Raw genomic sequence first — 25,594 nt, 5'->3', positions numbered from 1 at the left:
CCTGTTCACCCACCCGGTGACTCCAGCCGATACCCCCGCCCTCGCACCGTGGTGATCCTCGAGGCCCCCAGCTTGCGGCGGAGGTAACGGACGTAGACGTCGACGACGTTGGAGCCCTCCGACGCCTCGTACCCCCAGACATCGGAGAGCAGATCCTCCCGGCTGAGGACGCTTCCGACGTTACGCATGAGGTGTTCCAGGAGCGCAGCCTCTCTTGCGCTGAGCTGGATGATCCGGCCGTCGACGTAGGCCTGGTGGGTTCGGCTCTCCAGGGCGATGCCGGCCCGGCGCAGTACGGAGCTGTCGGTCTCGCGCAGACGGAGACGGAGGCGGACCCGGGCGAGGAATTCGGCGAAGCTGAAGGGCTTGGTCATGTAGTCGTCGGCACCGCCCTCCAGGCCGGTCACCGTGTCGGCGACGGTGTCCCGGGCCGTGAGGATGATGACCGGGAGCGCGCTGGACGCGGCGCGGAGGCGGGAGATGACGGTGAAGCCGTTCTCGCCGGGCAGTCCGATGTCCAGGACCATCAGGTCGTACCGGCCCGACATGGCCGCGCGCCGGGCCGACTCCCCGTCGGTGACGACGGTGGTGGGAAAGCCGTTGGCGCCAAAGCGCTCTGACAGGTAGGAGGCTATGTGTGCCTCGTCCTCGGCGATGAGGAGGTGGCGGCGGTTCTGCCTGTACTGGTTCATGGCGTCTGTCTCGGGTTCTTCGGGCTCTTCTTGGTCTTGGGGTCCGCGGGGTCCGCTCGCGGGATGCGCAGAGTGAATGTCGCTCCCTGGCCGGGAGCGCTGTCCACCTCGATCCGTCCGTGGTGCGCCTCGGCTATGGCCTTGACGATGGCGAGCCCGAGTCCCGCCCCGGTCCTGCCCCGGCTTTCCTCGGCCCGCGTGAATCGCTCGAAGATGCGCCGCTGATCGGCGAGTGGGATGCCATGGCCGGTGTCCTTGACCCACAGTTCGACCGCGTCGGCCTCGGCCCGTCCGCCGATCCAGATCCGGGCGTGCTCGGCAGTGTGCTGGGCGGCGTTCTGGGCCAGTTGGATCATGGCCTGGGTGAGGAGCTGGCGGTCGGCGTGGAGGGTGTCGCGGTGCGGGTCCTCCACGAAGTCGAGGAGCCAGCGGCGCTCGGCCAGCGCGGCTGCCTTCACGTACACCTCCTCGATCAGTTCGGAGAGGCTGAGGTCCTCGGGGCGCAGGGCGTCCGGGCGGCGTGCCTTGGCCAGCATGAGGAGCTCTTCCGCCATACGGTGCATGCGGTGCAGTTCGTCGGTGACGACCGCGACCGTCCGGGAGCGGGCGGCGGGGTCGTCGGAGAGCGTCTCCAACTGGCTGAGCGCGATGGTGACGGGGGTGCGCAGTTCGTGGCCCACGTCGTTCATGAACTGCCGTTTGGTGCTGGAGGCGTCGTCGAGCCGGTCGAGCATGTCGTTGAAGGTGGTCGCCAACTGCCCGATCTCGTCCCGGTCCTGGACGGGGATGCGGCGGGTGATGTCCGATTCGTGGATGGAGCGGGCCGTGTCCCGCAGGATGCGCAGTGGTGCGACGATGCGGGTGGAGAAGATCCAGCCGACACACGCGGAGAGCAGCACGGCGCCGAGTCCGAGGTAGATCTGGGTGCGGATCGACTCGTTGATGTGCCCGCGTTCCTGCTGGGTGAAGGTCGCGATGACGAGCACACCTCGCGCGGGGTCGTCCGCCACCGCGACGGGTACGGCCACGTATCTGACGGATCCCGCCGCGCTGTGCGCGTCCGCGTAGGAGGGGGTGCGGACCGCGGCGGCCCGGGCCATCAGCGCTCGGTCGATGTCCAGGCGGGCCGGCGGCTCCTCGGCGGAGCGGCGGAACGGTCTGCCGTCGACCAGGGTGATCAGCGTCTGGCCGTGCTCCGGTATGTGGCCCTGGAGGTAGGACAGGAACAGTGCACGCACTCCGCCGGGGACCGGCCCCGCACCGCCCGCGCTCTCGGTCGCGAAGGAGCGGAACGCGTCGACGTCGTGGGCGAGTTCGCGATCGACGCGTTCATTGAGGCGAGCGGTGAGGATGAACGATTCCGCGCCGGTGATGCTCGCCAGGGTCAGCCCGACGAGCATCAGCATCCGCCCGAGCAGACGGGCGCGGATCGACCGGAGCGGGTGGTGCCCGAATATGCCGGCGGACCGCTTCGCCGGTGCGAGGTCAGTCATCACCACCGGCGCCATCGTCGTCTGCGTCGTCACTCCCGTCGTCCCCTGGGGGACTCGGCGTCGGGGAGGTGGCCGACGTCCCGGGACTGCTGGTGGGCGTCGGATCGTCGGCGGACACCACCCCGGCGGGGGCGGCGGACTTCGGTGCCACGGGCTGGGCCACGGCCGTCGGGGCGGAGTCGGTGCCGTCGTCCGGCTCCCCGCTGGTGAGCCAGGTGCCCCACGGGGTGACACCGCCGGCGCAGTTGGTGGAGGTGCCGGCGATGGCGACCCACTCGCGCACCGAGTCCTCGGACACCTCGACGACGGTGCAGCCGCCGGCCGCCGCCGGGTCGTAGACCAGGCCGTCCAGGTGCGGCACGGGGTCGCCGGCGTCGGTCAGCGGATCGTCGATCTCGTGGTTGTTCACCAACAGGGTGACGGCGGCGTCATCGTCGTCATCGCCGCCGCTGCCGGCCGCGAACGCGCCCGTGCCGTCGTGGTTGCTCGGGGTCGTCTGCCCGGACTCCAGGGTGGTGACGCCGGTGCGGGTCAGGATCCGGTAGGTGAAGCCCTCGGGCAGGGCGAGCACGCCCTTCGGGTCCGGGACCAGCGGGCCGTAGCCGGCGACGCCACCCGTCGCGCCGGTGTCCGCGACGGCACCCGGCGCCGACAGCAGTGCCTCGACACTGCCGATGAGCATGACCCCGGCGCCGGCCAGCGCTGATCGGCTCAGCATTTCCCTGCGGTTGAGCGGCATCTTGTCTCCCGGATGAGCGGAGTGATGAGCGGTGTCGGTCGGCCGGTGGGGGTCGGCACGCCGCCATGCTGGCCAGCCGGGACGAACCTCAGCGGAAGGCAAGGAGAAGTCGTGAATTTGCCTCTCTCATGTTTCTCATCCGGGCGAACCGGACGGTCCGCAGGAACATCCGCACCCTCCCGATCGCTGTACCTGGCATGAGCGACTACCGCATCGAGCACGACTCCATGGGCGAGGTACGCGTCCCGGCGGACGCCAAGTGGCGTGCGCAGACCCAGCGAGCCGTGGAGAACTTCCCCATCTCCGGTCAGCGCGTCGAGCGCGCCCACATCGAGGCACTCGCCCGGATCAAGGGGGCGGCGGCGAAGGTCAACGCACAACTCGGCGTGCTCGACAAGGACATCGCCGAGGCCATCCAGGAGGCGGCGGCCGAGGTCGCCGAGGGGCGGTGGGACGAGCACTTCCCCGTGGACGTGTTCCAGACCGGGTCCGGGACCTCGTCCAACATGAACACCAACGAGGTCATCGCCACCCTCGCCACCGAGCGGCTGGGGCGGGACGTGCACCCCAACGACCACGTCAACGCCTCGCAGTCGTCCAACGACGTCTTCCCGTCCTCCATCCACATCGCGGCCACGGCCGCCGTCACCCGGGACCTCGTCCCGGCGCTGGAGCACCTCGCGGGGTCACTGGAGCGCAAGGCCGAGGAGTTCACGGACGTCGTGAAGTCGGGGCGGACCCATCTCATGGACGCCACCCCGGTGACCCTGGGGCAGGAGTTCGGCGGGTACGCGGCCCAGGTCCGCTACGGCATCGAGCGGCTCCACGCCTCCCTCCCCCGCCTCGCCGAACTGCCCCTGGGCGGTACGGCCGTCGGCACCGGCATCAACACCCCGCCCGGCTTCTCCGCCGCCGTCATCGGCGAAGTCGCCCGCGTCACCGGGCTGCGGCTCACCGAGGCGCGCGACCACTTCGAGGCGCAGGGCGCCCGGGACGGGATCGTCGAGACCAGCGGACAGCTGCGGACCATCGCGGTCGGACTGACGAAGATCGCCAACGATCTGCGGTGGATGGCCTCCGGCCCCAGGACCGGGCTCGCCGAGATCAGCCTCCCCGACCTCCAGCCCGGTTCCTCGATCATGCCCGGCAAGGTCAACCCGGTCGTCCCGGAAGCCGTCCTCATGGTGTCCGCGCAGGTCATCGGCAACGACGCCACCGTCACCACGGCCGGCGCCGCCGGCAACTTCGAGCTCAACGTCATGCTGCCGGTCATCGCCAAGAACGTGCTCGAGTCCGTCCGGCTGCTCGCCAACGTCACCCGGCTGCTCGCCGACCGGACCGTCGACGGGATCGTCGCCCACCGGGAGCGGGCCCGCGAGTACGCCGAGTCGTCGCCCTCCGTCGTGACGCCGCTCAACAAGTACATCGGGTACGAGGAGGCCGCGAAGGTCGCCAAGAAGGCGCTGGCCGAACGGAAGACGATCCGCCAGGTCGTCGTGGAAGGCGGCTATGTCGAGCGCGGCGACCTCACCGTCGAGCAGCTCGACGAGGCGCTGGATGTCCTGCGGATGACGCACCCGTGACCGATAGCGGACTCATGACGCCCCCGGCGTGAACCGTGACGCGCGCCGCAGCGTCGTATGCCTACGGCACCTAATATCTGTTCATGGCGGACGGTGGAGCGGTGAGAGCCGAAGTGGAAGCAGGCGGGTCGGCGGTGTTCTGGGCGCCCGGGAGTCAGATCCTGTGGCGTTACCGGGAGAACGGTGGCGCGCGCTTCCACATCGCGCGTCCGGTCACCGTCGTCCGGGACGACAGTGAGGTGCTCGCCGTGTGGATGGCTCCCGGCACCGAGTGTGTGAAGCCCGTGCTCGCCGACGGCACTCCCGTGCACGTCGAGCCGCTGGAGACCCGTTACACCAAGCCGCGGACCGTGCAGCGCGACCGGTGGTTCGGGACAGGCGTGCTGAAGCTCGCGCGGCCCGGTGAGCCGTGGTCGGTGTGGTTGTTCTGGGAACCGGGCTGGCAGTTCAAGAACTGGTATGTCAATCTCGAGGAGCCCCTGGCCCGTTGGGACGGGGGCGTCGACTCCGAGGACCACTTCCTCGACATCACCGTCGACCCGGACCGCAGTTGGCACTGGCGGGACGAGGACGAGTTCGCGCAGGCCCAGCGGGACGGCCTGATGAACGCTCAACTGGCCCGGAAGGTAAGGGAGGCGGGCCGATCCGCGGTGGACGTGATCCGCGGCTGGGGGCCGCCGTTCTCGGACGGCTGGCAGCACTGGCGCCCGGATCCGTCCTGGGTGGTACCGCCCCTGCCGGAAGACTGGGATCGTACGCCCGCGCATATGTCCTCGTGAGACCCTTGCTGCGCCCCGGGGCAGGAAACGTAGGATCGTCCTCCGCAAGGATGCGCAGTGGCAACTACGGGAACGCGCGCTGGGCTTGATCGATCGTCACCGAGGGGCGGCAGGACGTGAGCGAGGGGTACGAGGGCAACACCGGGACGGACCGTGAACGGTCCGTGGGCGGCACAGGAACAGCCTCTGACCACGCGGGAAATTCGTTCCTGGGACACGTATTCCGGGTATCGGGTCTTCGGCGGGACCAACTGCGCGCGCGGCGCGCAGCCCCGGACGACGGATGGATTCGACACGCGTGACGGAGCAGCCGACCTCCTTCGAGCGCCCCCAGACGGGCGCCGACCCCGCGGATCCCCGCGGGGCGCTCGTGCGTACCTCGACTCCGCCCGCCCCGTACGACGGTGCCGGTACGCCTGCGCCGGGCGCGTGCGCCGGCGCTTTACCGCCACAGGCGCGCGCCGGCGAGACACCGCCTTCCGGGCCCGGAACGACGACGCCGGGTCCGACGACGCCCAGCGCGGCGACACCCAGCACCACGACATCGAGCGGTAAGGACACCAGACCCGTCGGTACCGACCCCGAGCACTCCCAGCCCGCCGCCGCCGCGGAGCCCGCCACCCACCGTCCGCGGCCCGTCCCCGAGACCATCCCGGCCCAGCCGGGCACCGAGCAGGACCGGTCGTCCCAGGACGGCGCCGGCGGCCCGGAGCGCCGTAGCGGACAGGGGCTGCCGCCCGGCCGGCCCACGCCGATGCGGCGGGACGGGGACCGGCTGCGGTTCGTGGGCGCCGCGACCCGGCGGATCGCCCGGGGCATCGACCTCGACGAGATCGTGATGGGGCTGTGCCGGGCCACCGTGCCGACCTTCTCGGACGCGATCCTCGTCTATCTGCGCGACCCGCTGCCGGTCGGCGACGAGCGGCCCGTCGGTCCGCTCGTGCTGCGACTGCGGCGCACCGACCGGCTGCGTCCGATCGGGGACGGGACGGAGGAGCGGGACACCGACGGCGGGTTCACCTCCCCGTTCCAGCCGGAGCCGGCGGAGATCTCGGACCTCGACACGGTCGGCACCGAGCTGTGCGAGGTACGGCCCGGCAGCGCGCTCGCCGAGGTGCTGCGCGGGGTGCGTCCCGTCTTCACGGACACGCCGGCCGCGCACGCCGCGCTGCCCGAACTCCTGGGCGAGGGTGGCGAATTCGTCGTACCGAGCGGGCAGCGCGCCATCCTGGCCCCGCTGCGCGGCCGACGCCGGGTGATCGGGGCCGCGCTGTTCCTGCGCCGCCCGGACCGCCTGGCCTTCGAGCCCGACGACCTGCTCGTCGCCGCCCAGCTCGCCACACACAGCGCGCTCGGCATCGACAAGGCGGTGCTGTACGGCCGCGAGGCGTACATCGCCGACGAGCTCCAGCGCACCATGCTGCCCGAGACCCTGCCCCGGCCCACGGGCGTACGGCTGGCCTCCCGCTATCTGCCCGCCGCCGAGACCGCGCGGGTCGGCGGCGACTGGTACGACGCCATCCCGCTGCCCGGCAGCCGTGTGGCGCTGGTGGTGGGCGATGTCATGGGGCACTCCATGACGTCCGCCGCGATCATGGGGCAGCTCCGGACGACCGCGCAGACGCTCGCCGGCCTCGACCTGCCGCCGCAGGAGGTGCTGCACCACCTCGACGAGCAGGCCCAGCGCCTCGGCACCGACCGCATGGCGACCTGCCTGTACGCCGTCTACGACCCGGTCTCGCACCGCATCACCATCGCCAACGCCGGCCATCCCCCGCCGGTCCTGCTGCACCTGGGCGGCGAGGCCGAGGTGCTGCGGGTGCCGCCGGGCGCGCCGATCGGTGTCGGCGGCGTCGACTTCGAAGCCGTGGAGCTGGACGCGCCCGCCGGGGCCACCCTGCTCCTCTACACGGACGGGCTGGTCGAGTCGCGGCTGCGGGACGTGTGGACCGGGATAGAGCAGCTGCGCGAGAAGCTGGAAGCGACCGCACGGCTGACCGGTCCCGATCATCCGCCGCCGCTGGAAGCGCTCTGCGACGAGGTCCTCGACATGCTCGGCCCGGGCGACCGGGACGACGACATCGCGCTGCTCGCCGCCCGCTTCGACGGGATCGCGCCGAGTGACGTGGCGTACTGGTTCCTGGAGCCGGAGGACGCGGCGCCCGGCCGGGCGCGGCGGCTGGCGCGGCGGGCGCTGTCCCGCTGGGGCATGGAGGAGCTCACCGACTCCGTGGAGCTGCTGGTGAGCGAGGTCGTGACGAACGCGGTCCGGTACGCGTCGCGGCCGATCACGTTGCGATTGCTGCGGACCGACGTGCTGCGGTGCGAAGTCGGCGACGACGTGCCGCAGTTGCCGCGGCTGCGGCAGGCTCGGGCTACGGATGAGGGCGGGCGTGGGTTGTATTTGGTGAATCGGCTGGCTCGGCGGTGGGGGGCCACTCGGTTGAGTACCGGGAAGGTGGTTTGGTTCGAGCTGAATCGGACTTAAGAAGCCATCCGCTTCCGAATATGACACGCGGCGACAACAAGGCCTCCTGGTACTGCTCGGGTGGGATGGGTACCCGAGCTACCAGGAGGTCCTGCCGTTGCGCCGCGACCGGTTACCGAACCAGAGTGATCAGGTTCGATGCACGATCCGACGCCGGACGTTGAGGATCAAGTCTGCTGACCGGCGAGCCGATTGGCAGCCGTGCGGCGTTCGGGCTGGAGAGGATCAACCAGGACGCCAGCGCCCTTGCCGGGGGTGTAGGTCCAGCCGCGAATCTTCTCCGCGACCCGAGTGAGCCGCTCGTCGCCCGGGGGGACGTCGATGTAGAACAACGACTCATTTGGCCTGCTGTCGTCTCCGCCCCAGCGAACCACTCCCTCGCACTCGGCGAGGATGTCCCGGATCACCAACTCCTCCATGGGATAGAAGCCGCCGCGGGCCCCGGGGGGGTAGGAGTCGGGCCGAATCTGCACCGCCGTCCCGGAGGACAGGTTGGTCTCCGCCAGCCCCTTCCGCACGGAGCCAGGCTTGCGCCAGCCGACGGCCTCGCCCTTGCGGAGAGCGTCGATCTCGTAGTGGAAGCGGGTGACCACATGGACGAGGACTGTCTCTACTTCGCCCATGCGCACCTGGAAGTCCAGCGGAGTACCCGGTGCGGGGCGAGTGTAGATATTGCCGCGGTCGTCAACGACCTTCTCCATCTCCCAGCCGTTCTTCGACTGGATTCCGCTCAAAACGCGCGCTTCTCGCGCCCGTGCCTTCTCCTGCGCTCTGCGGACCGCTCTACGGAGTGCCTCCGGGTCAGGGTCCGTGCCTGCCGCGTATCCAGGTGTGGCGAGCAGTTGTGATCCGAGCGTGGCACCTGCGGTGATGAACAGGGCACGACGTAGAACGGTGCGCCGTGGCAGGTTTGCCGTCACTTGATTTCCTCCTTGCGTCGGGCGATCACGAATCCGGTGAGAGCTACAGCGCATATTCCCAACACGGATACTGCTGGGTTGAGGTACGAGGGGATGACTGCTTCGACTACATGTCCGTCACTTGTGCGGCATCCGAAGTGCAGCGGGATGAACGAGGGAGCGTAACCGGTGAGGTGACTCGTACCGATCGCTTCGTTGCAGGCCCGAGCCTGGTCCGGGTCGTCGAAGAAGAAGAGGTGCAGTATCCCCCAGGTGTACATGCCGACCGTTGCGGCCCACGCGAGGAAGGCAGCAGGCTTGACGGTCGCCGCCGTTGTTCTGGTGGTCCTGGCACGGATCAACAGCCTGATCCCGTACAGGGTGAGCCATGGGGTGGCGATGAGGCCGGCCAGGGACAGCAGGAGCACGGCGGTGGGGTCGTGACCCGCGTACGGTTGGTCCCCTGACAGCATACTTTTCGCTTTCTGTTGCAGTCCGGTTATGAGTGCCGGGAGATCGAGTTGTACTTCTCCATTACGTAGTACAGCCCCATCCTCTTCTTCGCCTCGGTGAACGCGGGCTCGTCAGGGCCCTGGTAGCGGCGCAGGATGTCATAGATCTCAAGGTCGTTGTAGTTCAGACGCGGAGACCTCATCGCAGCCGAGTCGTCGTCTCCGCCGGGCTTCCCGTCGATGTCCCACATGTGGATCATGGCGACGCTGGTGAGCGCGAACTCTTCGTCGTCGTATGCCTTTTTCCAGATGGAGTACTTGTCGGCGTCCTTGGAGACATCGAGAATCGGCCGCCCGGTCACGTAGCCCTTGCTGAGACAGTGGTTCCAGGCACCGACAAGAGTGACGGCTCTCTGCTTGGCGATCCCCGTGGACGTGTCCCTGATGAACTGGCCCGTCGTGTTGTACGCGAGGATCACAGCTTCCCAGGCAGCTTCGTCAAGCGGTTCGATGTGCCGCATCTCCCAGTACGCCGACGTCTGGATCAGCGCTTTGCGCATGTTGTACTTGTTCGACAGATTCGTGATGACTTCGTCGTGATCCACCACGGTCGACTGGAAGCACTTCCAGTGCTGATAGCTCCTGGTACCGCCGTCGAGCGGATAGCCGAGGGATTCCATGTACTTGCCGACGTCGGTCATCATCGCCGTGATCACCGACGAGTCGAGGCGGACGTCGGGTTTCATGGCGCGCGGCGGGTTGAAGGAACCCTGGCCGCTGTCGCGGCCGGAGGCGATGTTGTTGTCGATCTCTATCGCTCCGGATCCGGAGCCGACCCAACGGGTGACGATCTGGTCGTAGGCCCAGTCGGTCGGCAGCGGGTAGCCGAAGTTGCCGGAGAAGCCGGACGACATGTCGGAGACGAACGACGCGGTGGAGTGGCCTGCTTCGGCGACGCGCGTACACACGTTGCGCGGACCGTACACACCGATCGCATACCGGTTGCCGTCGTCGGCTATCGCGTCCTGGATGCCCTTGAAGTGGGGCAGGACGCTTGAGGTGATGTCCTGGTCGAGGGCGTCGAAGTCCACGGCGAAGAAGATCCGCGTGCCCGCCTTGAAGCCGTGGTCCAGCGCCGCGTTGACAGCGGCCTGCCCGGCGGTCCGACCGGCGATGTAGTTGAAGTCGGCGGCGTCACGGCCGAACGTCTGGTAGATCGGGAAGCAGCGCAGGCCGTTCTGGGCGATGGTCTGCAGCTCGCCCTCCTGGATCGCCTTCTCGAAAGGTTGGCCTCCAGTGGGGTTTGTGAGGTAGCGCCCGACGTACTTGATGCCCTCGGCCTTCAGCGCGGCGGCGCGGTCCGGTGTGATCCTCGTGACGCCATCGCACGCCTCGCCCTTGCGGGACTGGTCGCCGTAGGAGACCAAGAGGGAGGCCCAAGTCGAGAAGTTCCCGGTACCGGTGACGGGGAGTTTCACGAACGACTGGAAGGCGGAGACGGCCGAGGCGAGGGCACTGGTGAAGGTGGAAGTGAAGGCCACGGGCCGCTGGTTGAGGACCATGCCGGCGGAGAACAGTTGAACCCACGGGCCGGAGTCGCCGGTGGCTACGGTGTGGCTCTTCAGTCCGCTCTGGGTACCCGGGCCGAAGACGCCGTTGGCCGTGCCGTCGGCCATGCCGATCTCATACTGGACGGCAAAGAGCATGGACTTGGCAACGTCACGCGAATGGTTTCCGTCGGCCGGGATGATGAAGAAATCTCTTCGGTTGACGTACTGCCCGTTCAGCCATCTCTGCACGGCTCGGATGGTCTCCGTGCCGCCGTTGACGGTGACGTAGGCGTCCATGTTGAGCAGGCCCTTGAACACCTTCGGCACCAGGTTGCCGCCGGGGTAGACGAAGTCCACGCCCATGTTCTGCTTCAGCTTTGTGATCGAAGCCACCACACGGGAGTTGTAAGTCCCGTCGATATCACCGCCGTCGTAGCCCTTGCAATAAAGAGCGGACTGGATGATCTTGGCGAAGTTCTGGGACGGCACCGTGCCGCTGTTGAGGGCCGGATACTTCGACGTGAGCGTGGACAGCGTGGTGGGGCCGAACGTGTCCGACAGGCTCGTGATGCCGAGTTCGTACTGAAGGGCGCGCGTGAGGGCGAACATCATCGGCCAGCCTGTCACCCCGGTTTCGGGGATTCGGTCGATGCCGAGCTTTCCTCCGTAGGCGCCATTGATGAACTGCTGTGCTTTGCGGACCATCTCATCAGCCATGTGAGGGCTCCTGTCAGTCGCGGTCAGGCGGAGTCTGTACAGCGTCCGACGCGGCGGAGAGAGGCACATATAGTCGGATGAGCGTGCATCGGTTGCCGAAATCGCGGCATGCCGATATACCCCCATGACGACGGCGTCTCCCCGGTCGCTGGTCGGGGCCTGTGCACCGGCGGCTGGGTGGGAGCGGCCGGAGCGGATGATCACTTTATGCACTGCATGGAGGAACAGGCCAGGAAGAATTTTTGGCCGAGCGAGTTGTGGCGCGAAAGCACCCGCGACTGAAGTTCCGGTGCACGGAGATCAGTCGCGGAGACCAGCTGTTATCTGTATGGCTACGTGAAACAAGGATGGAGGTTCGGCATTTCGGACGAGAGAACGGCCGATTCTTATCTTCGGTTCATACCGGCCGGCCTGAAACTCAAAGAGTTCCATCCGAGGATGTAGCGGACATGCGGGCCGCCGAAGCAGCCGGAAACGTGACCAGTTGGCGTTGGCGAGGGAGAAAAACCGGCGGGTCTGGGCGACGAGTTGGGCGCAGACAGGCTGTCGTGCCGGGGCGCTGATCACATCGCTCCATGGCCGGCGCCGGCCAGGCCGGAGGGTGCGGCGCCGTCCAATTGGTGACGAGTTGGGCGCCGGCTGAGAACAGCCCGCAGCGGAGCCGTCAGGGCTCCCACAGCCGGGGTTTGCCGGTCAGGGCGAGATCGGCATCCAGTTCGGGCCCTGGTCATGGACACCTCGTCGCCACGTGCAACTTGACGTCCGCCGAGGCATCGAAGGTTGTTCCAACCTTTGGCTCCTGATGGCATACACGCCAGTTCGCCAAAGGTTTGGGGGACACTTCTTTAGTCGGCGCACCGACCTTGAACAGATTCACCCGATTCGGATAGTAGCCGGCGATAAGTGCCTTTTCAAGAGCCTCCTGAACTCGACTTCCGGAGAGGTCTGGAACCTTGGGTACTGGGATCGTGGCACCGATTCGAGTCGGACAATCCTCCGTTGCCGGAACAGCGTAGAGGTCCGTCGCCTGCAGCCGGGCAGCCTCTTTCTCGAAACACACAAAGTATTTCCTGGCCTGACCAGGGTAAATGTAGCGACCGAGATTCGTGGCGTCCCTGAGACTGAATCCCTTTCCATCGTCAGCCACCTCCTCCATGGCCGTCAACAACCTCTTCCCCTCCGAGGTCCGCACCACCTTCTTTTTACGGCACCGTCAGGATTTCCGCCAGTGTCGCTACTTTCGCTGCCCGTGCAGGCGGTGACCAATATCGAAGATCCGATAGTCAGGACTGAAAGGTGGCACCGCAAGCGCCAAAAACGAGTACAAAGCACCCCAAGACAGAATTTCCAGCGTCCGATAAATTTCAGCCACAAATAGCGGAATACTTCTTTCCGGGATCACTGAGTAGTTACGTTTAGCGCATTCGTTCAATCCAAAGGAGTTCGTGTGAAGTCACTCGCACGCATCGCTATCGTTGGTGCCGTCGCGCCAGCCGCCGTAACGTCCATGTCTACGGCTGCCGTCGCCGAAGACGAATATGTCCTTAGTCACGGGCTTGGAGCCGGGGTCGAGTGGGTGGCGAATGGCGACCACCTCTACATAACCGACAAGATAGCTAACGGGCATTCAGCCATCGGCTTCCTTGAATATGACACCCGGTACTACTACTGGAACCGCAACGGCCAAGGGGCGACGCGGCACGTCAACCTCGATCTCGCGGAGAATAGAGCCATCGCTGTCGGTGCGATGGAGGGCGATTGGGAAGGCACAGCCACTGGCGGCCTCATTGGCGACACTCTCCACGTAAAGAGCACCTCAACTTCCTAGGCTCCGTTTATCTCTGAAGAGGGGCAGCCGGCGTTCCGGCTGCCCCTCTTCAGATGCCTAGTGTCACTGTCGTGCGCCGGGGTCGGGAGGGTCCTCCGGAGCGCCGTCCGCCGGCGGGGATGTCGTCGGTGTCGGCGGCGGGGTCGTTGGCGGCGATGTCGTCGGCGTTGTCGTCGGCGTGTCGGTGGGCGGCTCGGATGTCGAGGGCTCCGAGGTCGGCGGCTCCGATGTCGGCTCCTTCGTCGTCGGATCCTCCGACGGGGTCTGGCTCGGGCGCTGGATGGGTGTCGGCTTTGCGGACGGCTTGACCGCCGCGCCCTGGTCGGTGTCCAGGTCGAACTTGGTGTCCTCGGCCGAGACGCCGAATGTGTACGCCGCCCAGATCTGCGCCGGGAAACCGCCGCCGTTGACTCGGTCCTCGCCGCCCGCCCCGTACATCTTGGTCTGTGCGCTGGTCTTCGCGTCCTCACCGAACAGGCCGACCGAAGTGACCAGGTCGGGCGTGTAGCCGGTGAACCAGGCGGACTTGTTGTCGTCAGAGGTGCCGGTCTTGCCCGCGACCGGTCGGCCGTCACGCTCCGAGTTGTCCCGCACGGCCCTGCGCGCCGTACCATCGTCGACCACTCCGGTCAGCACAGAGGTGACCGTGTCGGCGGCCTCAGGCGTGAGGACCTGGTCGCCGACGGGGTCGGGCATGTCGACCGTGCGGGTGTTGTGCTCGGCCGACTTGAGGATGGTCGGCGTGACCTTCTTGCCGTGGTTGTCGAGAGTGGCGTAGACCCCAGCCATCTGCAGCGGGCTCGCCCCCATGGTGCCGAGGGTCTGCGCGGGCACCGCCTTCAGGTCGGCGGTGTCCATGCCCAGCTTGCTCGCCATGGACAGGACGTGGTCCATGCCGACGTCGACGCCCATCTGCGCGAAGACGGAGTTGATCGACTTGTTCATCGCCGTTTGGACGGTGACGTCGCCGTAGTCCCGGTCGTCCTCGTTCTCCGGGGCGAAGGCGATGTCGCTTCCCTTGACTGGGCGCTTGCTGGTGCCGTCGTAGATCGTGTTCGCGTTGATGGGCTTGTCGTCCTGCGTCTTCGCGTTCTCCTCCAGGGCGGCGGCGAGGATGACCGGCTTGAAGGTTGACGCGGGCTGGTAGTCGGCGCGGGTCGCGTTGCTGAAGTAGTGCTTGAGGTAATCCTCGCCGCCGTACAGGGCGACGATCTTCCCCGTCTTGGGGTCGACGGAGACGGCGCCGGCCTGGACGTTCTCATCGACCGGCCGCTGCTTCGGGTCCAGTTTGCTGGTCAGCTGTGCTTTGACGGCCTTCTCCAGCTGGGCCTGCTTCTTCTTGTCGATGTTCAGGGTGATGGTCCAGCCCTGGTTCTCGACCTGGGCCTCCGCCTCGGACTGTGAGATGCCCTCCTGCTTCATCAGCTGCTGCTCGAGTTGCTGGTTGGCGAGCTTGACCAGGTAGCCCTTCTGGCCGTCCAGACCGGGCGCGCCCTTCGGCTCCTTCGGCACCGGGAACTCCATGGCGTCGCGCTTGGCCTTGTCCAGCCAGCCCTCCTCGACCATGTTGTTCAGGACGTAGTTCCAGCGCTGCGTCACCAGCCGCTTGCCGGTGTCGCTCGCCGCCGACCAGTCGTACTGGCTCGGCGCCTGGAGCAGCGCGGCGAGGTAGGCGCCCTGTTCGACCGTGAGTTTCTCGGCGTCGACGCGGTAGTAGGCCTGGGCGGCGGCCTGGATGCCGTAGGCGCCGCGGCCGTAGTAGCTGGTGTTGATGTAGCCGGCGAGGATGTCGTCCTTGGACTTCTCGCGGTCCACCTTCAACGCGATGACCAGTTCCTTCAGCTTGCGCGTGACGGTCTGGTCCTGGTCGAGGTAGTAGTTCTTGACGTACTGCTGGGTGATCGTCGAACCACCCTGCTTGCCCTTGCCGGACAGCGTGTTGATCAGACCGCGGGCCGTGCCCTTCAGGTCGACGCCGGCGTCCGTGTAGAAGGTCTTGTTCTCCGCCGCGACGAAGGTGTAGCGGACGTCCTTCGGGACCTTGGACAGGTCCACGATCTCGCGGTTGACCTTGCCGTCGCGAGCCAGGACCGTGCCGTCGCTGTACTTGTAGATGTTGCTCTGGCGCTGCGCGGCCTGCGCGGCCGCGTTGCCGTTGGGGACCTCCACCATCAGGTACAGCGCGATGAAGGCGCCGATGCCGAGCAGGCACAGGCCGAAGAACGTGCCGAGGATCTTCCTCCAGGTGAACAGCCTGCGTATGCCGCTCTTCCCGGTCTTGCCGGCCGCGCGAGACGAGCGGCGACGGCTCGTGGGCGCCGCGCGGTGACCGCCGCGCTGGCGCGCTCGTCTCTCTTCCGCTCGTCCCATCAGTCTGTTCGCTCCGCTTCGTTCTCGACAGGTTCCTGGCTCACATCAGCTGAGAAAACTAACACCGCTTGATGTGACAAAGGGTGTTCGATCCGGTCTTTTACGGACGTGACAATCAGCACCCGTCTCCATGGAACCGACCATCGAGAAGGGGTAAGGGTTGCCGGGACGGGGTAAAGTGATATCACTTAGATAGACCGAAGCTGCGCTCGAACAGAACCGGGGGACCTATGTCCACGCACGACTCCACACCCACCACCGACGTGCCCACCGCCGACGTACCCGACATGCCCGCCCCACGCGTGCGGGAGTTCGCCGCGCACAGCATCGGCGGCGGGCTCGCGCTGCTGCTGGGCCTGGCCGGACTGCTGCTCGGCATAGGCATGGTCGTGACCGCCACGGCGGTCGACGCGACCGGCGCCAAGGCCGGCCTGATCATCGGCGGCATCCTGGTCATCCTCGCCGCGGTCCTCGCCATGTGCGGCCTGAACATGGTGGCGCCGGGCGAGGCCCGGGTCGTCCAGCTCTTCGGGCGGTACCGCGGGACGATCCGCGAGGACGGGCTGCGCTGGGTGAACCCCTTCACCTCCCGCGCGAAGATCTCCACCCGCGTCCGCAACCACGAGACCGCCGTACTGAAGGTCAACGACGCCTACGGCAACCCGATCGAGCTCGCCGCGGTCGTGGTGTGGAAGGTCGAGGACACCGCCCAGGCATCCTTCGAGGTGGACGACTTCCTGGAGTTCGTCTCCACCCAGACCGAGGCGGCGGTGCGGCACATCGCCATCGAGTACCCGTACGACGCCCATGACGAGGACGGCCTCTCGCTGCGCGGCAACGCCGAGGAGATCACCGAGAAGCTCGCCGCCGAGCTGCACGCGCGCGTGGAGGCCGCCGGCGTACACATCATCGAGTCGCGCTTCACGCACCTCGCCTACGCGCCCGAGATCGCCTCGGCGATGCTCCAGCGGCAGCAGGCCGGCGCGGTCGTCGCCGCGCGGCGGCAGATCGTCGACGGAGCGGTGGGGATGGTCGAGGCGGCGCTGGCGCGGATCTCCGAGCGTGACATCGTGGAGTTGGACGAGGAGCGGAAGGCGGCCATGGTGTCCAACCTGATGGTGGTGCTGTGCGGCGACCGGTCACCGCAGCCCGTCCTCAACACCGGGACTCTCTACCAGTGACGGCACCTTCCGAGGGGGGCTCCCCCAAGCGGCGGCCGCAGCAGCGCAAGCAGGTGCTGCTGCGGCTGGACCCGCTGGTGTACGACGCGCTGGCGCGGTGGGCCGGGGACGAGCTGCGCTCGGCCAACGCGCAGATCGAGTTCCTGCTGCGGAAGGCGTTGGCGGAGGCGGGCCGACTGCCCAAGGAGACGGGGCCGTTGCCTCGCCGGGGCCGGCCGCCCGGGAGCTCGCCGCCCGAGGGCTCGGGCCATGTAGCAGAACCGTGACAATGGGCCCCGACCTGCGCCGCCGTACCCCCGGACCCTGATCTACACACTCGGCGTATACATGCGGGGTATACACCGCATGTACAGTCCCTCCATGTCCATCGGTCACACCCTCCTAGGACTCCTGGAGTCCGGCCCGCGCCACGGCTACGACCTGAAGCGGGCCTTCGACGAGAAGTTCGGTCACGACCGGCCGCTGCACTACGGCCAGGTCTACTCGACGATGTCCCGCCTGTTGAAGCACGGGCTCGTCGAGGTCGACGGGATCGAGCCCGGCGGCGGGCCGGAGCGCAAGCGGTACGCGATCACCGAGGCCGGGATCACCGACGTACAGCGGTGGTTGGCCACGCCGGAGAAGCCCGAGCCGTATCTGCAGTCCACGCTGTACACCAAGGTCGTCCTCGCGCTGCTCACCCGGCGCGACGCGGCCGACATCCTCGACACGCAGCGCGCCGAGCACCTGCGCATGATGCGGATCCTCACCGACCGCAAGCGGAAGGGCGATCTGGCCGATCAGCTCATCTGCGACCACGCGCTGTTCCATCTGGAGGCCGATCTGCGCTGGCTGGAGCTGACCGCCGCGCGGCTCGACAAGCTCGCCGAGGTGGTGACCAAGTGACCCCTCCCCCCGGTTCCCTGCTCGCGGCCGAGCAGCTGCGCAAGGCCTACGGGCCGACCCTCGCGCTCGACGGCGCCGAGTTCTCCATCCATCCCGGCGAGATCGTCGCCGTCATGGGCCCGTCCGGGTCCGGCAAGTCGACGCTGCTGCACTGCCTCGCCGGGATCGTGCCGCCCGACTCGGGCTCGATCACGTACCAGGGCCGCGAGATGGCCACCATGAACGACGCCCAGCGCAGCGCGCTCAGGCGCGGCGAGTTCGGGTTCGTGTTCCAGTTCGGGCAGCTGGTGCCCGAGTTGACCTGCGTCGAGAACGTGGCCCTGCCGCTGCGGCTGAACGGCACCTCCCGCAAGGAGGCCGAGCGGACCGCCCTGTCGTGGATGGAGCGGCTGGAGGTCGACGACCTGCGCAAGAAGCGGCCCGGTGAGGTGTCCGGCGGTCAGGGGCAGCGGGTCGCGGTCGCGCGGTCGCTGGTCACCAGTCCGCGGGTGCTGTTCGCGGACGAGCCGACCGGCGCGCTCGACTCGCTCAACGGGGAGCGCGTGATGGAGTTACTCACGGACGCCGCCCGGTCCACCAACGCCGCCGTCGTGCTGGTCACGCACGAGGCGCGGGTGGCCGCGTACTCCGACCGCGAGATCGTCGTACGGGACGGGAAGTCCCGGGACATGGAGCGGATCGTATGAGCGTGCGGCAGTGGGCCGCTGATCTGGCCATGGGGGTCCGGTTCGCCTTCGCCGGCGGGCGTGAGGGATGGGTCCGGGCCCTGCTGACGGCCGTCGGCGTGGGACTCGGGGTGGCGCTGCTGCTGCTGACCACCGCGATACCGAACGCGCTGGCGGTGCGGGACGACCGGGAGGCCGCCCGCAACGACCTCTATTACGGCGACACCGACACCAAGGTGTCCAGGTCGGACCACTCGCTCCTGATCGCGAACGCCGGTACGACCTTCCGCGACAAGGACGTCCGGGGGCGGGTGCTGGAGCCGGAGGGGCCGCGGGCGCCGCTGCCGCCGGGGGTGGAGAAGTTCCCGGCGCAGGGCGAGATGGTGGTCTCCCCCGCGCTGAAGGACCTCCTGGAGTCCGGCTCCGGGAAGCTGCTGCGGGAGCGGCTGCCGCAGCGGATCGTCGGCACGATCGGCGAGAGCGGGCTGGTCGGCTCGGCCGAACTCGCCTTCTACCGGGGCGGCCAAGGCCTCACCGACGCGCTGGGCGACGGCAGTGCGGCCCGGATCGAGCAGTTCGGGAGGTCCCAGGATTCGTCCGAGGAGTTGGACCCCGTCCTGCTCCTGCTGATCCTCGTGGTCTTCGTCGTGCTGCTGATGCCGGTCGCCGTCTTCATCGCCGCGGCCGTACGGTTCGGCGGCGAGCGGCGTGACCGGCGGCTCGCGGCGCTCAGGCTGGTGGGCTCCGACAGCCGGATGACCCGTCGGATCGCCGCCGGTGAGGCGCTCGCGGGGGCGGTGCTCGGGCTGGTCCTCGGCGCGGGCTTCTTCCTGATGGGCCGTGAAGCGGCCGGATCGGTGGAGGTCTTCGACGTCAGCGTGTTCCCGAGCTATCTCAACCCCTCCCCCGCGCTGACCCTGTTGGTCGGTCTCGCGGTGCCCGCCGCCGCCGTTCTGGTCACGCTGTTCGCGCTGCGCTCAGTGGTGATCGAGCCGCTCGGCGTGGTGCGTACGGCGAAGCCCGCGCGGCGCCGGCTGTGGTGGCGGCTGCTGCTGCCGGTGGCCGGACTCGCGGCTCTCTACCCGATGGTCGGGCAGGGCCGCGACGACGGCGACTTCAACCAGTACCTGGTCATCGGCGGCGTCATGCTGCTGCTCATCGGTGTGACCGCGCTGCTGCCGTGGATCGTCGAAAGGGTCGTCGGCCGGCTCGGCGGAGGCGGCGTGGCCTGGCAACTGGCCGTGCGAAGGCTCCAGTTGAGCAGCGGTACGGCGGCCCGCATGGTCAACGGCATCGCGGTCGCGGTGGCCGGGGCGATCGCGCTGCAGATGCTGTTCGCCGGGGTGGAGGGCAACTACACGAAGGACACCGACTACGACGTCTCGCTGGCGCAGATGCAGGTGTCGGTGCCGCCGGGCGAGTCGCGGCTCGGCGAGGCCGCCGAGAAGTTCCGGCGGACGGAGGGGGTGCGCAAGATCTACGCGTACTCCGAGGGCTATCTCGGCGACCGGCGCAGGGATGCCCAGCTGAACGCCTCGGTCGTCGTCGGGGACTGCGCGTCACTGCGGGAGGTCGCCGACCTGCCCTCGTGCCGGGAGGGCGACGTGTTCGCCGTACGGGGCGCCGAGTACGACACCGACACCCCGAAGCTGGCCAAGGCCGGCCGCACGCTGTACTTCGACCCGTCCTACGAGGGCGGCCCGAAGACCGCGGAGATCCCCTGGGTGCTGCCGTCGGACCTGAAGCAGGCGCAGACCCGCGAGGACCCGACCGGTTCGCGGCGGGGCGGCTTCCTGATCACCCCGAGCGCACTGCCCGCGGCGGCCGCGCCGACGCTGGACGGGCAGCTGTACCTCAACCTCGACGAGTCCGTGCCGGACGTGCGCGACCTGGTGCGGAACACGGCGGCGACCATCGACCCGCTGACCGAGCCCATGGTCTGGCGCTCGGTCGAGCGCGCCGACCGCTACACCGCCATCCGCACCGGCCTGTTCGCGGGCGCCGCGTGTGTGCTGGCGCTGATCGGGGCGAGTCTGCTGGTGTCGCAGCTGGAGCAGCTGCGCGAGCGCAAGAAGCTGCTGTCGTCCCTGGTCGCCTTCGGCACCCGGCGCAGCACGCTGAGCCTGTCGGTGCTCTGGCAGACGGCGATCCCGATCGCGCTGGGCCTGCTGCTGGCGTCAGTGGTGGGGATGACGCTGGGCGCGGTGCTGCTGCGAATGACGGACAACGCGGTGCGCGTGGACTGGCCGAGCGTCCTGTCGATGACCGGCGTCGGCGCGGCGGTCGTCCTGGTGGTGACGCTGCTCAGCCTGCCGCCGCTGCTGCGGCTGATGCGGCCGGACGGGTTGCGGACGGAGTGAGCCTGGGACCTCCGGAGGTCGAGCAGCGGTACGGCGGGCCGGCGGGCCGCCGCACCGCTGCGGCCGTTCTCAGACGCCGGCGTCCAACACCCGTACCGGCAGCGGGCGCAGGGCAGCGCGCAGGGCGGTCGCCAGTTCCTCGTACTCGGCACCGCGCGCCGCCCCTGCCCGCATGGCGAGGGCGATACGACGGGTCGGGGCGGGGTCGGCGAAGTAGCCGGTGAGGAGCTGGTCGCTGCGGGTCGTCTCGACCTTGAGGGCGGTGCGCGGGAGCAGGGTGACGCCGAGGCCGCCGGCGACGAGCTGGACGAGGGTGGCGAGCCCGGCCGCGGTGGTGGTCACCGGCGCGTCCTCGCGTCCCGCTTCCCGGCAGATGTCGAGGGCCTGGTCGCGCAGGCAGTGCCCCTCGTCGAGGAGCAGCAGGTTGAGTTCTCTCAGTGCCTCGCGCGGGATGCCCTCGCGGCCGCCGAGCCAGTGATCGAGGGGCGTGACGAGTACGAAGTCCTCGTCGAAGAGGGGGAGTTCGACGACGCCCGGGACACCGAGGGGCACGGCGAGCAGCAGCAGGTCGAGGCGTCCGCTGGTCAGCCCCTCGATGAGGTTGGCGGTCTGCTCCTCGTGGACCTGGAGGTCGAGGTCCGGGTAGCGGTCGTGGACCAGCCTGAGGACGGTGGGCAGGAGGTAGGGCGCGACGGTGGGGATGACGCCGAGGCGCAGTACGCCCGTGAACGGCGCCCGGACGGCCTCCGCCTCCTCCAACAGCGCCCCGACCTCCTCCAGTACGGCCTTGGCGCGTACGGCGAGCCGCTCCCCGGCGGGTGAGAGCAGCACCTTGCGGGTGGTGCGCTCCAGCAGGGTGACACCGAGGGTCTCCTCCAGCGCGGAGACGGCGCCCGAGAGAGCCGGCTGGCTCATGCCGATCGCGGCGGCCGCGTCCCGGAAGTGGAGGTGCTCGGCGACGGCGGAGAAGGCGCGCAGTTGGGCGAGGCTGGGCTGCTTCTTCCTGTTCAGGGTCATGCTTCACACACGGTCACTGATAAATGTCTCCGATCAACTCGACCGAGTGTAGCTATTTCCATAATCAATGCACCCTGTGCCACGATCGGATTCGTCCAACCCATGGGAAACGCCCAGCACATATCGGGTGTTTCTGCGCTGCAAGGAGAGCGTGTGCTCACTGTTGGTGACAAGTTCCCCGAGTTCGAACTGACCGCCTGCGTCTCGCTGGAGAAGGGCGCGGAGTTCGAGAAGATCAACCACAAGACCTACGAAGGCAAGTGGAAGGTGATCTTCGCCTGGCCCAAGGACTTCACCTTCGTGTGCCCGACCGAGATCGCCGCCTTCGGCAAGCTGAACGAGGAGTTCGCCGACCGCGACGCCCAGGTCCTCGGCTTCTCCGGCGACTCCGAGTTCGTTCACCACGCCTGGCGCAAGGACCACGACGACCTGCGGGACCTGCCGTTCCCGATGATGGCCGACTCCAAGCACGAGCTGATGCGTGGCCTCGGCATCGAGGACGAGGACGGCTTCGCCAAGCGTGCGGTCTTCGTCGTCGACCAGAACAACGAGATCCAGTTCTCCATGGTGACCGCGGGTTCGGTGGGCCGTAACCCGAAGGAGGTCCTCCGGGTCCTCGACGCGCTCCAGACGGACGAGCTGTGCCCGTGCAACTGGAGCAAGGGCGACGAGACGCTGGACCCGGTCAAGCTGCTGGCGGGTGAGTGATCCGATGTCGCTGGATTCCCTGAAGTCCGCGATACCGGACTACGCCAAGGACCTGAAGCTCAACCTGGGCTCGGTCATCGGCAACTCCGAGCTGCCGGCGCAGCAGTTGTGGGGCACGGTGCTGGCGACGGCGATCGCCTCGCGGTCCCCGATCGTGCTGCGGGAGCTGGAGCCCGAGGCGAAGGCGAACCTGTCGCCGGAGGCGTACACGGCGGCGAAGGCCGCGGCCGCTGTGATGGCGATGAACAACGTCTTCTACCGGACGCGGCATCTGCTGTCGGACCACGAGTACGGCAACCTGCGGGCCGGTCTCCGTATGAACGTGATCGGCAACCCCGGTGTCGAGAAAGTCGACTTCGAGCTGTGGTCGTTCGCGGTCTCGGCGATCAACGGTTGCGGGATGTGCCTCGACTCGCACGAGCAGGTGCTGCGCAAGGCGGGGGTCGACCGTGAGGTCGTCCAGGAGGCGTTCAAGATCGCCTCTGTGGTGCAGGCGGTCGGTGTGACGCTGGACGCGGAGGCCGTTCTGGCGGAGTGACTCCGGCTGTGATTCCGAGGTCCCGTTCACCTGAGTGGTGAGCGGGACCTCGGCTTTTTTCGCCTTTTTCGCCAGACCTGTTACGGCGCCGGGGGCGTATCCGTCGGCGCGGGTTCCGCCGCCGCCGTCGCCCCCCTCGGCCTGGACGGCTGCCTCAGCGCCGCCTCGTGGGAGTACGCCCGAAGGTAGCCGACCACCGTGTTCGTCACCGCCACCAACGGCACCGCCACCACCGCACCGCCGATCCCCGCGACCATCCCGCCCGCCGCGACCGACAGGACCACCGCCAGCGGATGCACCCGGACCGCGCGGCCCAGGATGAACGGCTGGAGGATGTGGCCCTCGATCTGCTGGACCGCGAGGACGACCACCAGCACCATGACCGCCGTGAAGACGCCCTGCGTCACCAGCGCGACCACCACCGCGAGCGCCCCGGACACGACCGCGCCGACGAGCGGAATGAAGGCGAACAGGAAGATGAAGACGGCGAGCGGGACTGCCATCGGGACGTCGAGGAAGTAGATGCCGAGGCCGATGAAGATGGCGTCGATCAACGCCACTATCACCGTGCCGCGGACATACGCCGTCAGGGTCCGCCACGCCCTCGGACCCGCGCCCGCCACCCCCGGCCGCGCCGCCGCCGGCACCAGCTTCAGCGTCCACTCCCAGATGCGCCGGCCGTCGTAGAGGAGGAAGAGCGTCGAGAAGACCGCCAGCAGGACGCCGGTCAGCGACTCGACGACGACCGTGACACCCTCCAGTCCGGCCGAGGTGATCTGGTCGGTGTTCGCGCCGACCGCCTCGCGCAGGTTCTCGGCGATGTCGTTGATCTGCTTGTCGGTGACGTGGAAGGGGCTGTTCAACAGCCACTTGCGCAACTCGTCGATGCCGTCCTGGATCTGGTCGGAGAGGTTGTCGATGTTCTCCATGACCTGCCAGGTCACGAACCAGCCGATCAGGCCCATGACGACGAACCCGAGGATCGCCGTGAGCGCGGTGGCCAGACCACGCGGAAAGCCCAGCCGCATCAGGCGCGCCACCGCCGGCTGGAGCAGGGCCGTGATGAGCAGGGCCGCCACGAACGCCAGCACCACCAGCTGTACGGCGCTGATGACCCGCATCAAGACCCACAGCGTGCCCGCGAGGACGAGCAGCCGCCAGCCGGCCTCGGCCGCCACCCGCATGCCCCACGGCACGGCGTGCGCGGGGTCCGGGCGCGCGGCGATCGCGGGAGCGTGGTCCGGTGGCGGCGGGGCGTGGTCGGCGGACGGTGGGCCGTGGTCGGCGGGCGGGGCCGGTTCGGCCTCGGCGTTCTCCCGCTCCACCTCGGCGCGGCGTTCGTCCAACCGCTCACTGACCGCGGTCAGTCCGGAGCCGACCCGACCGAGCCACCCTGGCACTCGCGACATGATCCGTCCTCTTCCCCCGTCTCTCCCCACCGCTCCCCCCGGAGTCGTCCCGACAGACCGTACAGGGCGAAAGCCCCTCCCCTAAGGACGGGGAGGGGCTGTGCGAGGTTGAGACGAGGCCGGGCGCGAGAGGCCGACGGCGCGAAGGCTCAGTACCAGCGGTTGGCCTGCCAGAAGGTCCAGGCCTCACAGGGGCTGCCGTACCGGTCGTTCATGTAGTTGAGGCCCCACTTGATCTGGGTGGCCGGGTTGGTCCGCCAGTCGGAGCCGACGGACGAGTACTTGGAAGCCGGCAGGGCCTGGAAGAGGCCATAGGCCCCGGAGGAGGCGTTGACCGCCTTGTAGTTCCAGCTGGACTCGTGGTCCACGATGTTGCTGAAGCACTGGAACTGCCCGCTCGGAACGACCTGCCTCGCCATCGACTGGATCTGCGAGATGGAGTACGAGCTGAAGACGGGGAAGTCGGACGGGTCCTTGGCGGCCTTCGCCTTGGCCTCGGCCTCGGCCTTCTCCTTGGCCGCCTGCGCCGCCTTCTCGGCGGCTTCCTTCTTCTCCTGCGCGGTCTTGGCGGCCGCCTTGCGGGCCGACTCCTCCGCGATCCTCTTGGCGCTCACGTCCGCGGCGATGGCCTGGGCGTCGGCCTGCTGCGTCAGGGACGCGGTCTGCACCTGAGCCTGTTGACCCGCGGGTATGTCCGCGAGGAGCGTCGAGTCGGCTGCCGTCGTCTCGGCGTCGCTGTTGTTCTGCGCGGTGCTGCCCGAGGCAACTCCGACGACGCTACCGACAGCGGTGACCGCTGTAGCCGAGGCCACTGCGAATCCCCGGACCGAAATCGGGCTCACACGGTTTCCTTCCAGCATCGCCCGCTTCGGTGACCCTGGCGGACGCAATCGTGCCCCTGGCACTGGCCTCCCCAACTACGGGGTCACGGGAGGCTCGGGCCCGGTGGGGAACTCCCTTGCGGGGAGCGCCGCGTGGTGACTCGGGCGGCATACGACAGCCGTATGGAGTTGATGGTGGTGCTTCTGTTGTGCCGTACCGCTGGGGGTACAGGTGTGTCGTATGCGGGGCCTGACAGGACTGAGACTCTGCCGTAACCGGACGCCGCAAGGCAATTCTGTGTTGCGTGTGAAAGCTCACATCCTGTTTGACCCCGGCGATTCTGAGAAAGCTCCACGCGCGAAGGCGCCGCCCGGCTAGGCTCACTGCCTTTCCCGGACGGCGCCAACTGTCGCGTAACC

General features: G+C 68.2%; 21 protein-coding genes and 1 pseudogene. 11 read left to right on the top strand and 11 right to left on the bottom strand.

The annotated features are described in order from the left end of the window. Nucleotides 1-5: 5 nt before the first annotated feature. The 3 genes and pseudogenes from Q4V64_RS33675 to Q4V64_RS33665 all read right to left on the bottom strand — a co-directional run. Nucleotides 6-692, bottom strand: coding sequence for a response regulator transcription factor (locus Q4V64_RS33675; protein WP_124439469.1), 687 nt, complete (start codon nt 690-692; stop codon nt 6-8). Next, a complete protein-coding gene (locus Q4V64_RS33670; protein WP_216377596.1) occupies nt 689-2,185 on the bottom strand; it encodes a HAMP domain-containing sensor histidine kinase in 1,497 nt (498 codons plus the stop codon). The genes Q4V64_RS33675 and Q4V64_RS33670 overlap by 4 nt, the downstream gene beginning before the upstream one ends. Nucleotides 2,186-2,372: 187 nt before the next feature. After that, nucleotides 2,373-2,924 (bottom strand): annotated as a pseudogene (locus Q4V64_RS33665) (alkaline phosphatase PhoX); the annotation flags it as partial. A 197-nt stretch (nt 2,925-3,121) separates the two neighbouring features. Here Q4V64_RS33665 and Q4V64_RS33660 point away from each other — a divergent pair. The 3 genes from Q4V64_RS33660 to Q4V64_RS33650 all read left to right on the top strand — a co-directional run bounded on the left by Q4V64_RS33660 (nt 3,122) and on the right by Q4V64_RS33650 (nt 7,774). Continuing rightward, complete coding sequence (locus Q4V64_RS33660; RefSeq protein ID WP_124439472.1) at nt 3,122-4,507, top strand: class II fumarate hydratase; 1,386 nt, start codon at nt 3,122-3,124, stop codon at nt 4,505-4,507. A gap of 83 nt (nt 4,508-4,590) precedes the next feature. Continuing rightward, a complete protein-coding gene (locus Q4V64_RS33655) occupies nt 4,591-5,286 on the top strand; it encodes a DUF402 domain-containing protein (protein WP_124439473.1) in 696 nt (231 codons plus the stop codon). Between the two features lie 283 nt (nt 5,287-5,569). Next, nucleotides 5,570-7,774, top strand: a complete 2,205-nt coding sequence (locus Q4V64_RS33650; protein WP_172629147.1) for a SpoIIE family protein phosphatase — start codon at nt 5,570-5,572, stop codon at nt 7,772-7,774. A 167-nt stretch (nt 7,775-7,941) separates the two neighbouring features. On the opposite strand, the gene Q4V64_RS33645 is transcribed toward Q4V64_RS33650, so the two are convergent. The 4 genes from Q4V64_RS33645 to Q4V64_RS33630 form a co-directional block, all read right to left on the bottom strand. After that, on the bottom strand, nt 7,942-8,694 hold the full coding sequence (locus Q4V64_RS33645; protein WP_124439475.1) for a hypothetical protein: 753 nt from the start codon (nt 8,692-8,694) through the stop codon (nt 7,942-7,944). Then, nucleotides 8,691-9,146 (bottom strand): hypothetical protein, encoded by a 456-nt coding sequence (locus Q4V64_RS33640; RefSeq protein ID WP_253266886.1) that lies wholly within the window; start codon nt 9,144-9,146, stop codon nt 8,691-8,693. The genes Q4V64_RS33645 and Q4V64_RS33640 overlap by 4 nt, the downstream gene beginning before the upstream one ends. A gap of 26 nt (nt 9,147-9,172) precedes the next feature. Next, complete coding sequence (locus Q4V64_RS33635) at nt 9,173-11,392, bottom strand: glycoside hydrolase domain-containing protein (protein WP_124439476.1); 2,220 nt, start codon at nt 11,390-11,392, stop codon at nt 9,173-9,175. A 727-nt stretch (nt 11,393-12,119) separates the two neighbouring features. Continuing rightward, nucleotides 12,120-12,584: a hypothetical protein gene (locus Q4V64_RS33630; RefSeq protein WP_124439477.1), complete on the bottom strand. Its 465-nt coding sequence runs from the start codon at nt 12,582-12,584 to the stop codon at nt 12,120-12,122. Between the two features lie 255 nt (nt 12,585-12,839). Here Q4V64_RS33630 and Q4V64_RS33625 point away from each other — a divergent pair, with 255 nt between their 5' ends. After that, nucleotides 12,840-13,220: a hypothetical protein gene (locus Q4V64_RS33625; RefSeq protein WP_124439478.1), complete on the top strand. Its 381-nt coding sequence runs from the start codon at nt 12,840-12,842 to the stop codon at nt 13,218-13,220. 63 nt (nt 13,221-13,283) lie between these two features. Here Q4V64_RS33625 and Q4V64_RS33620 read toward each other — a convergent pair whose 3' ends face one another. Further along, a complete protein-coding gene (locus tag Q4V64_RS33620; protein ID WP_124439479.1) occupies nt 13,284-15,590 on the bottom strand; it encodes a transglycosylase domain-containing protein in 2,307 nt (768 codons plus the stop codon). A gap of 230 nt (nt 15,591-15,820) precedes the next feature. Between Q4V64_RS33620 and Q4V64_RS33615 the strand changes: the two genes are divergently transcribed. From Q4V64_RS33615 to Q4V64_RS33595, 5 genes are all read left to right on the top strand, one after another. Beyond that, a complete protein-coding gene (locus tag Q4V64_RS33615) occupies nt 15,821-16,771 on the top strand; it encodes an SPFH domain-containing protein (RefSeq protein WP_124439480.1) in 951 nt (316 codons plus the stop codon). After that, nucleotides 16,717-17,037: a hypothetical protein gene (locus Q4V64_RS33610; RefSeq protein WP_124439481.1), complete on the top strand. Its 321-nt coding sequence runs from the start codon at nt 16,717-16,719 to the stop codon at nt 17,035-17,037. Before Q4V64_RS33615 ends, Q4V64_RS33610 begins: the two co-directional genes overlap by 55 nt. A 94-nt stretch (nt 17,038-17,131) precedes the next feature. Continuing rightward, entirely contained in the window at nt 17,132-17,656 is a 525-nt protein-coding gene (locus Q4V64_RS33605) for a PadR family transcriptional regulator (RefSeq protein ID WP_124439482.1), read from the top strand. Beyond that, nucleotides 17,653-18,342 (top strand): ABC transporter ATP-binding protein, encoded by a 690-nt coding sequence (locus Q4V64_RS33600; protein ID WP_124439483.1) that lies wholly within the window; start codon nt 17,653-17,655, stop codon nt 18,340-18,342. The genes Q4V64_RS33605 and Q4V64_RS33600 overlap by 4 nt, the downstream gene beginning before the upstream one ends. Beyond that, entirely contained in the window at nt 18,339-20,681 is a 2,343-nt protein-coding gene (locus Q4V64_RS33595) for an FtsX-like permease family protein (protein WP_124439484.1), read from the top strand. The genes Q4V64_RS33600 and Q4V64_RS33595 overlap by 4 nt, the downstream gene beginning before the upstream one ends. Before the next feature lie 69 nt (nt 20,682-20,750). On the opposite strand, the gene Q4V64_RS33590 is transcribed toward Q4V64_RS33595, so the two are convergent. After that, entirely contained in the window at nt 20,751-21,698 is a 948-nt protein-coding gene (locus tag Q4V64_RS33590; protein WP_124439485.1) for a LysR substrate-binding domain-containing protein, read from the bottom strand. 153 nt (nt 21,699-21,851) lie between these two features. Here Q4V64_RS33590 and Q4V64_RS33585 point away from each other — a divergent pair, with 153 nt between their 5' ends. Together Q4V64_RS33585 and Q4V64_RS33580 are read left to right on the top strand one after the other, a co-directional pair. Next, complete coding sequence (locus tag Q4V64_RS33585) at nt 21,852-22,406, top strand: peroxiredoxin (RefSeq protein WP_124439486.1); 555 nt, start codon at nt 21,852-21,854, stop codon at nt 22,404-22,406. Nucleotides 22,407-22,410: 4 nt separating this feature from the next. Continuing rightward, a complete protein-coding gene (locus tag Q4V64_RS33580; RefSeq protein WP_124439487.1) occupies nt 22,411-22,944 on the top strand; it encodes an alkyl hydroperoxide reductase in 534 nt (177 codons plus the stop codon). A gap of 80 nt (nt 22,945-23,024) precedes the next feature. Here the strand turns inward: Q4V64_RS33580 and Q4V64_RS33575 are convergent, their stop codons facing one another. Beyond that, entirely contained in the window at nt 23,025-24,353 is a 1,329-nt protein-coding gene (locus Q4V64_RS33575; protein WP_124439488.1) for an AI-2E family transporter, read from the bottom strand. A 149-nt stretch (nt 24,354-24,502) separates the two neighbouring features. Further along, nucleotides 24,503-25,195, bottom strand: a complete 693-nt coding sequence (locus tag Q4V64_RS33570) for a transglycosylase SLT domain-containing protein (protein WP_253266887.1) — start codon at nt 25,193-25,195, stop codon at nt 24,503-24,505. Nucleotides 25,196-25,594: the final 399 nt, after the last annotated feature.

The sequence above is a fragment of the Streptomyces sp. NL15-2K genome, assembly GCF_030551255.1.
In the GTDB taxonomy this organism is placed as follows: Bacteria; Actinomycetota; Actinomycetes; order Streptomycetales; family Streptomycetaceae; genus Streptomyces.
This window is presented reverse-complemented; position numbering and strand designations above follow the sequence as displayed.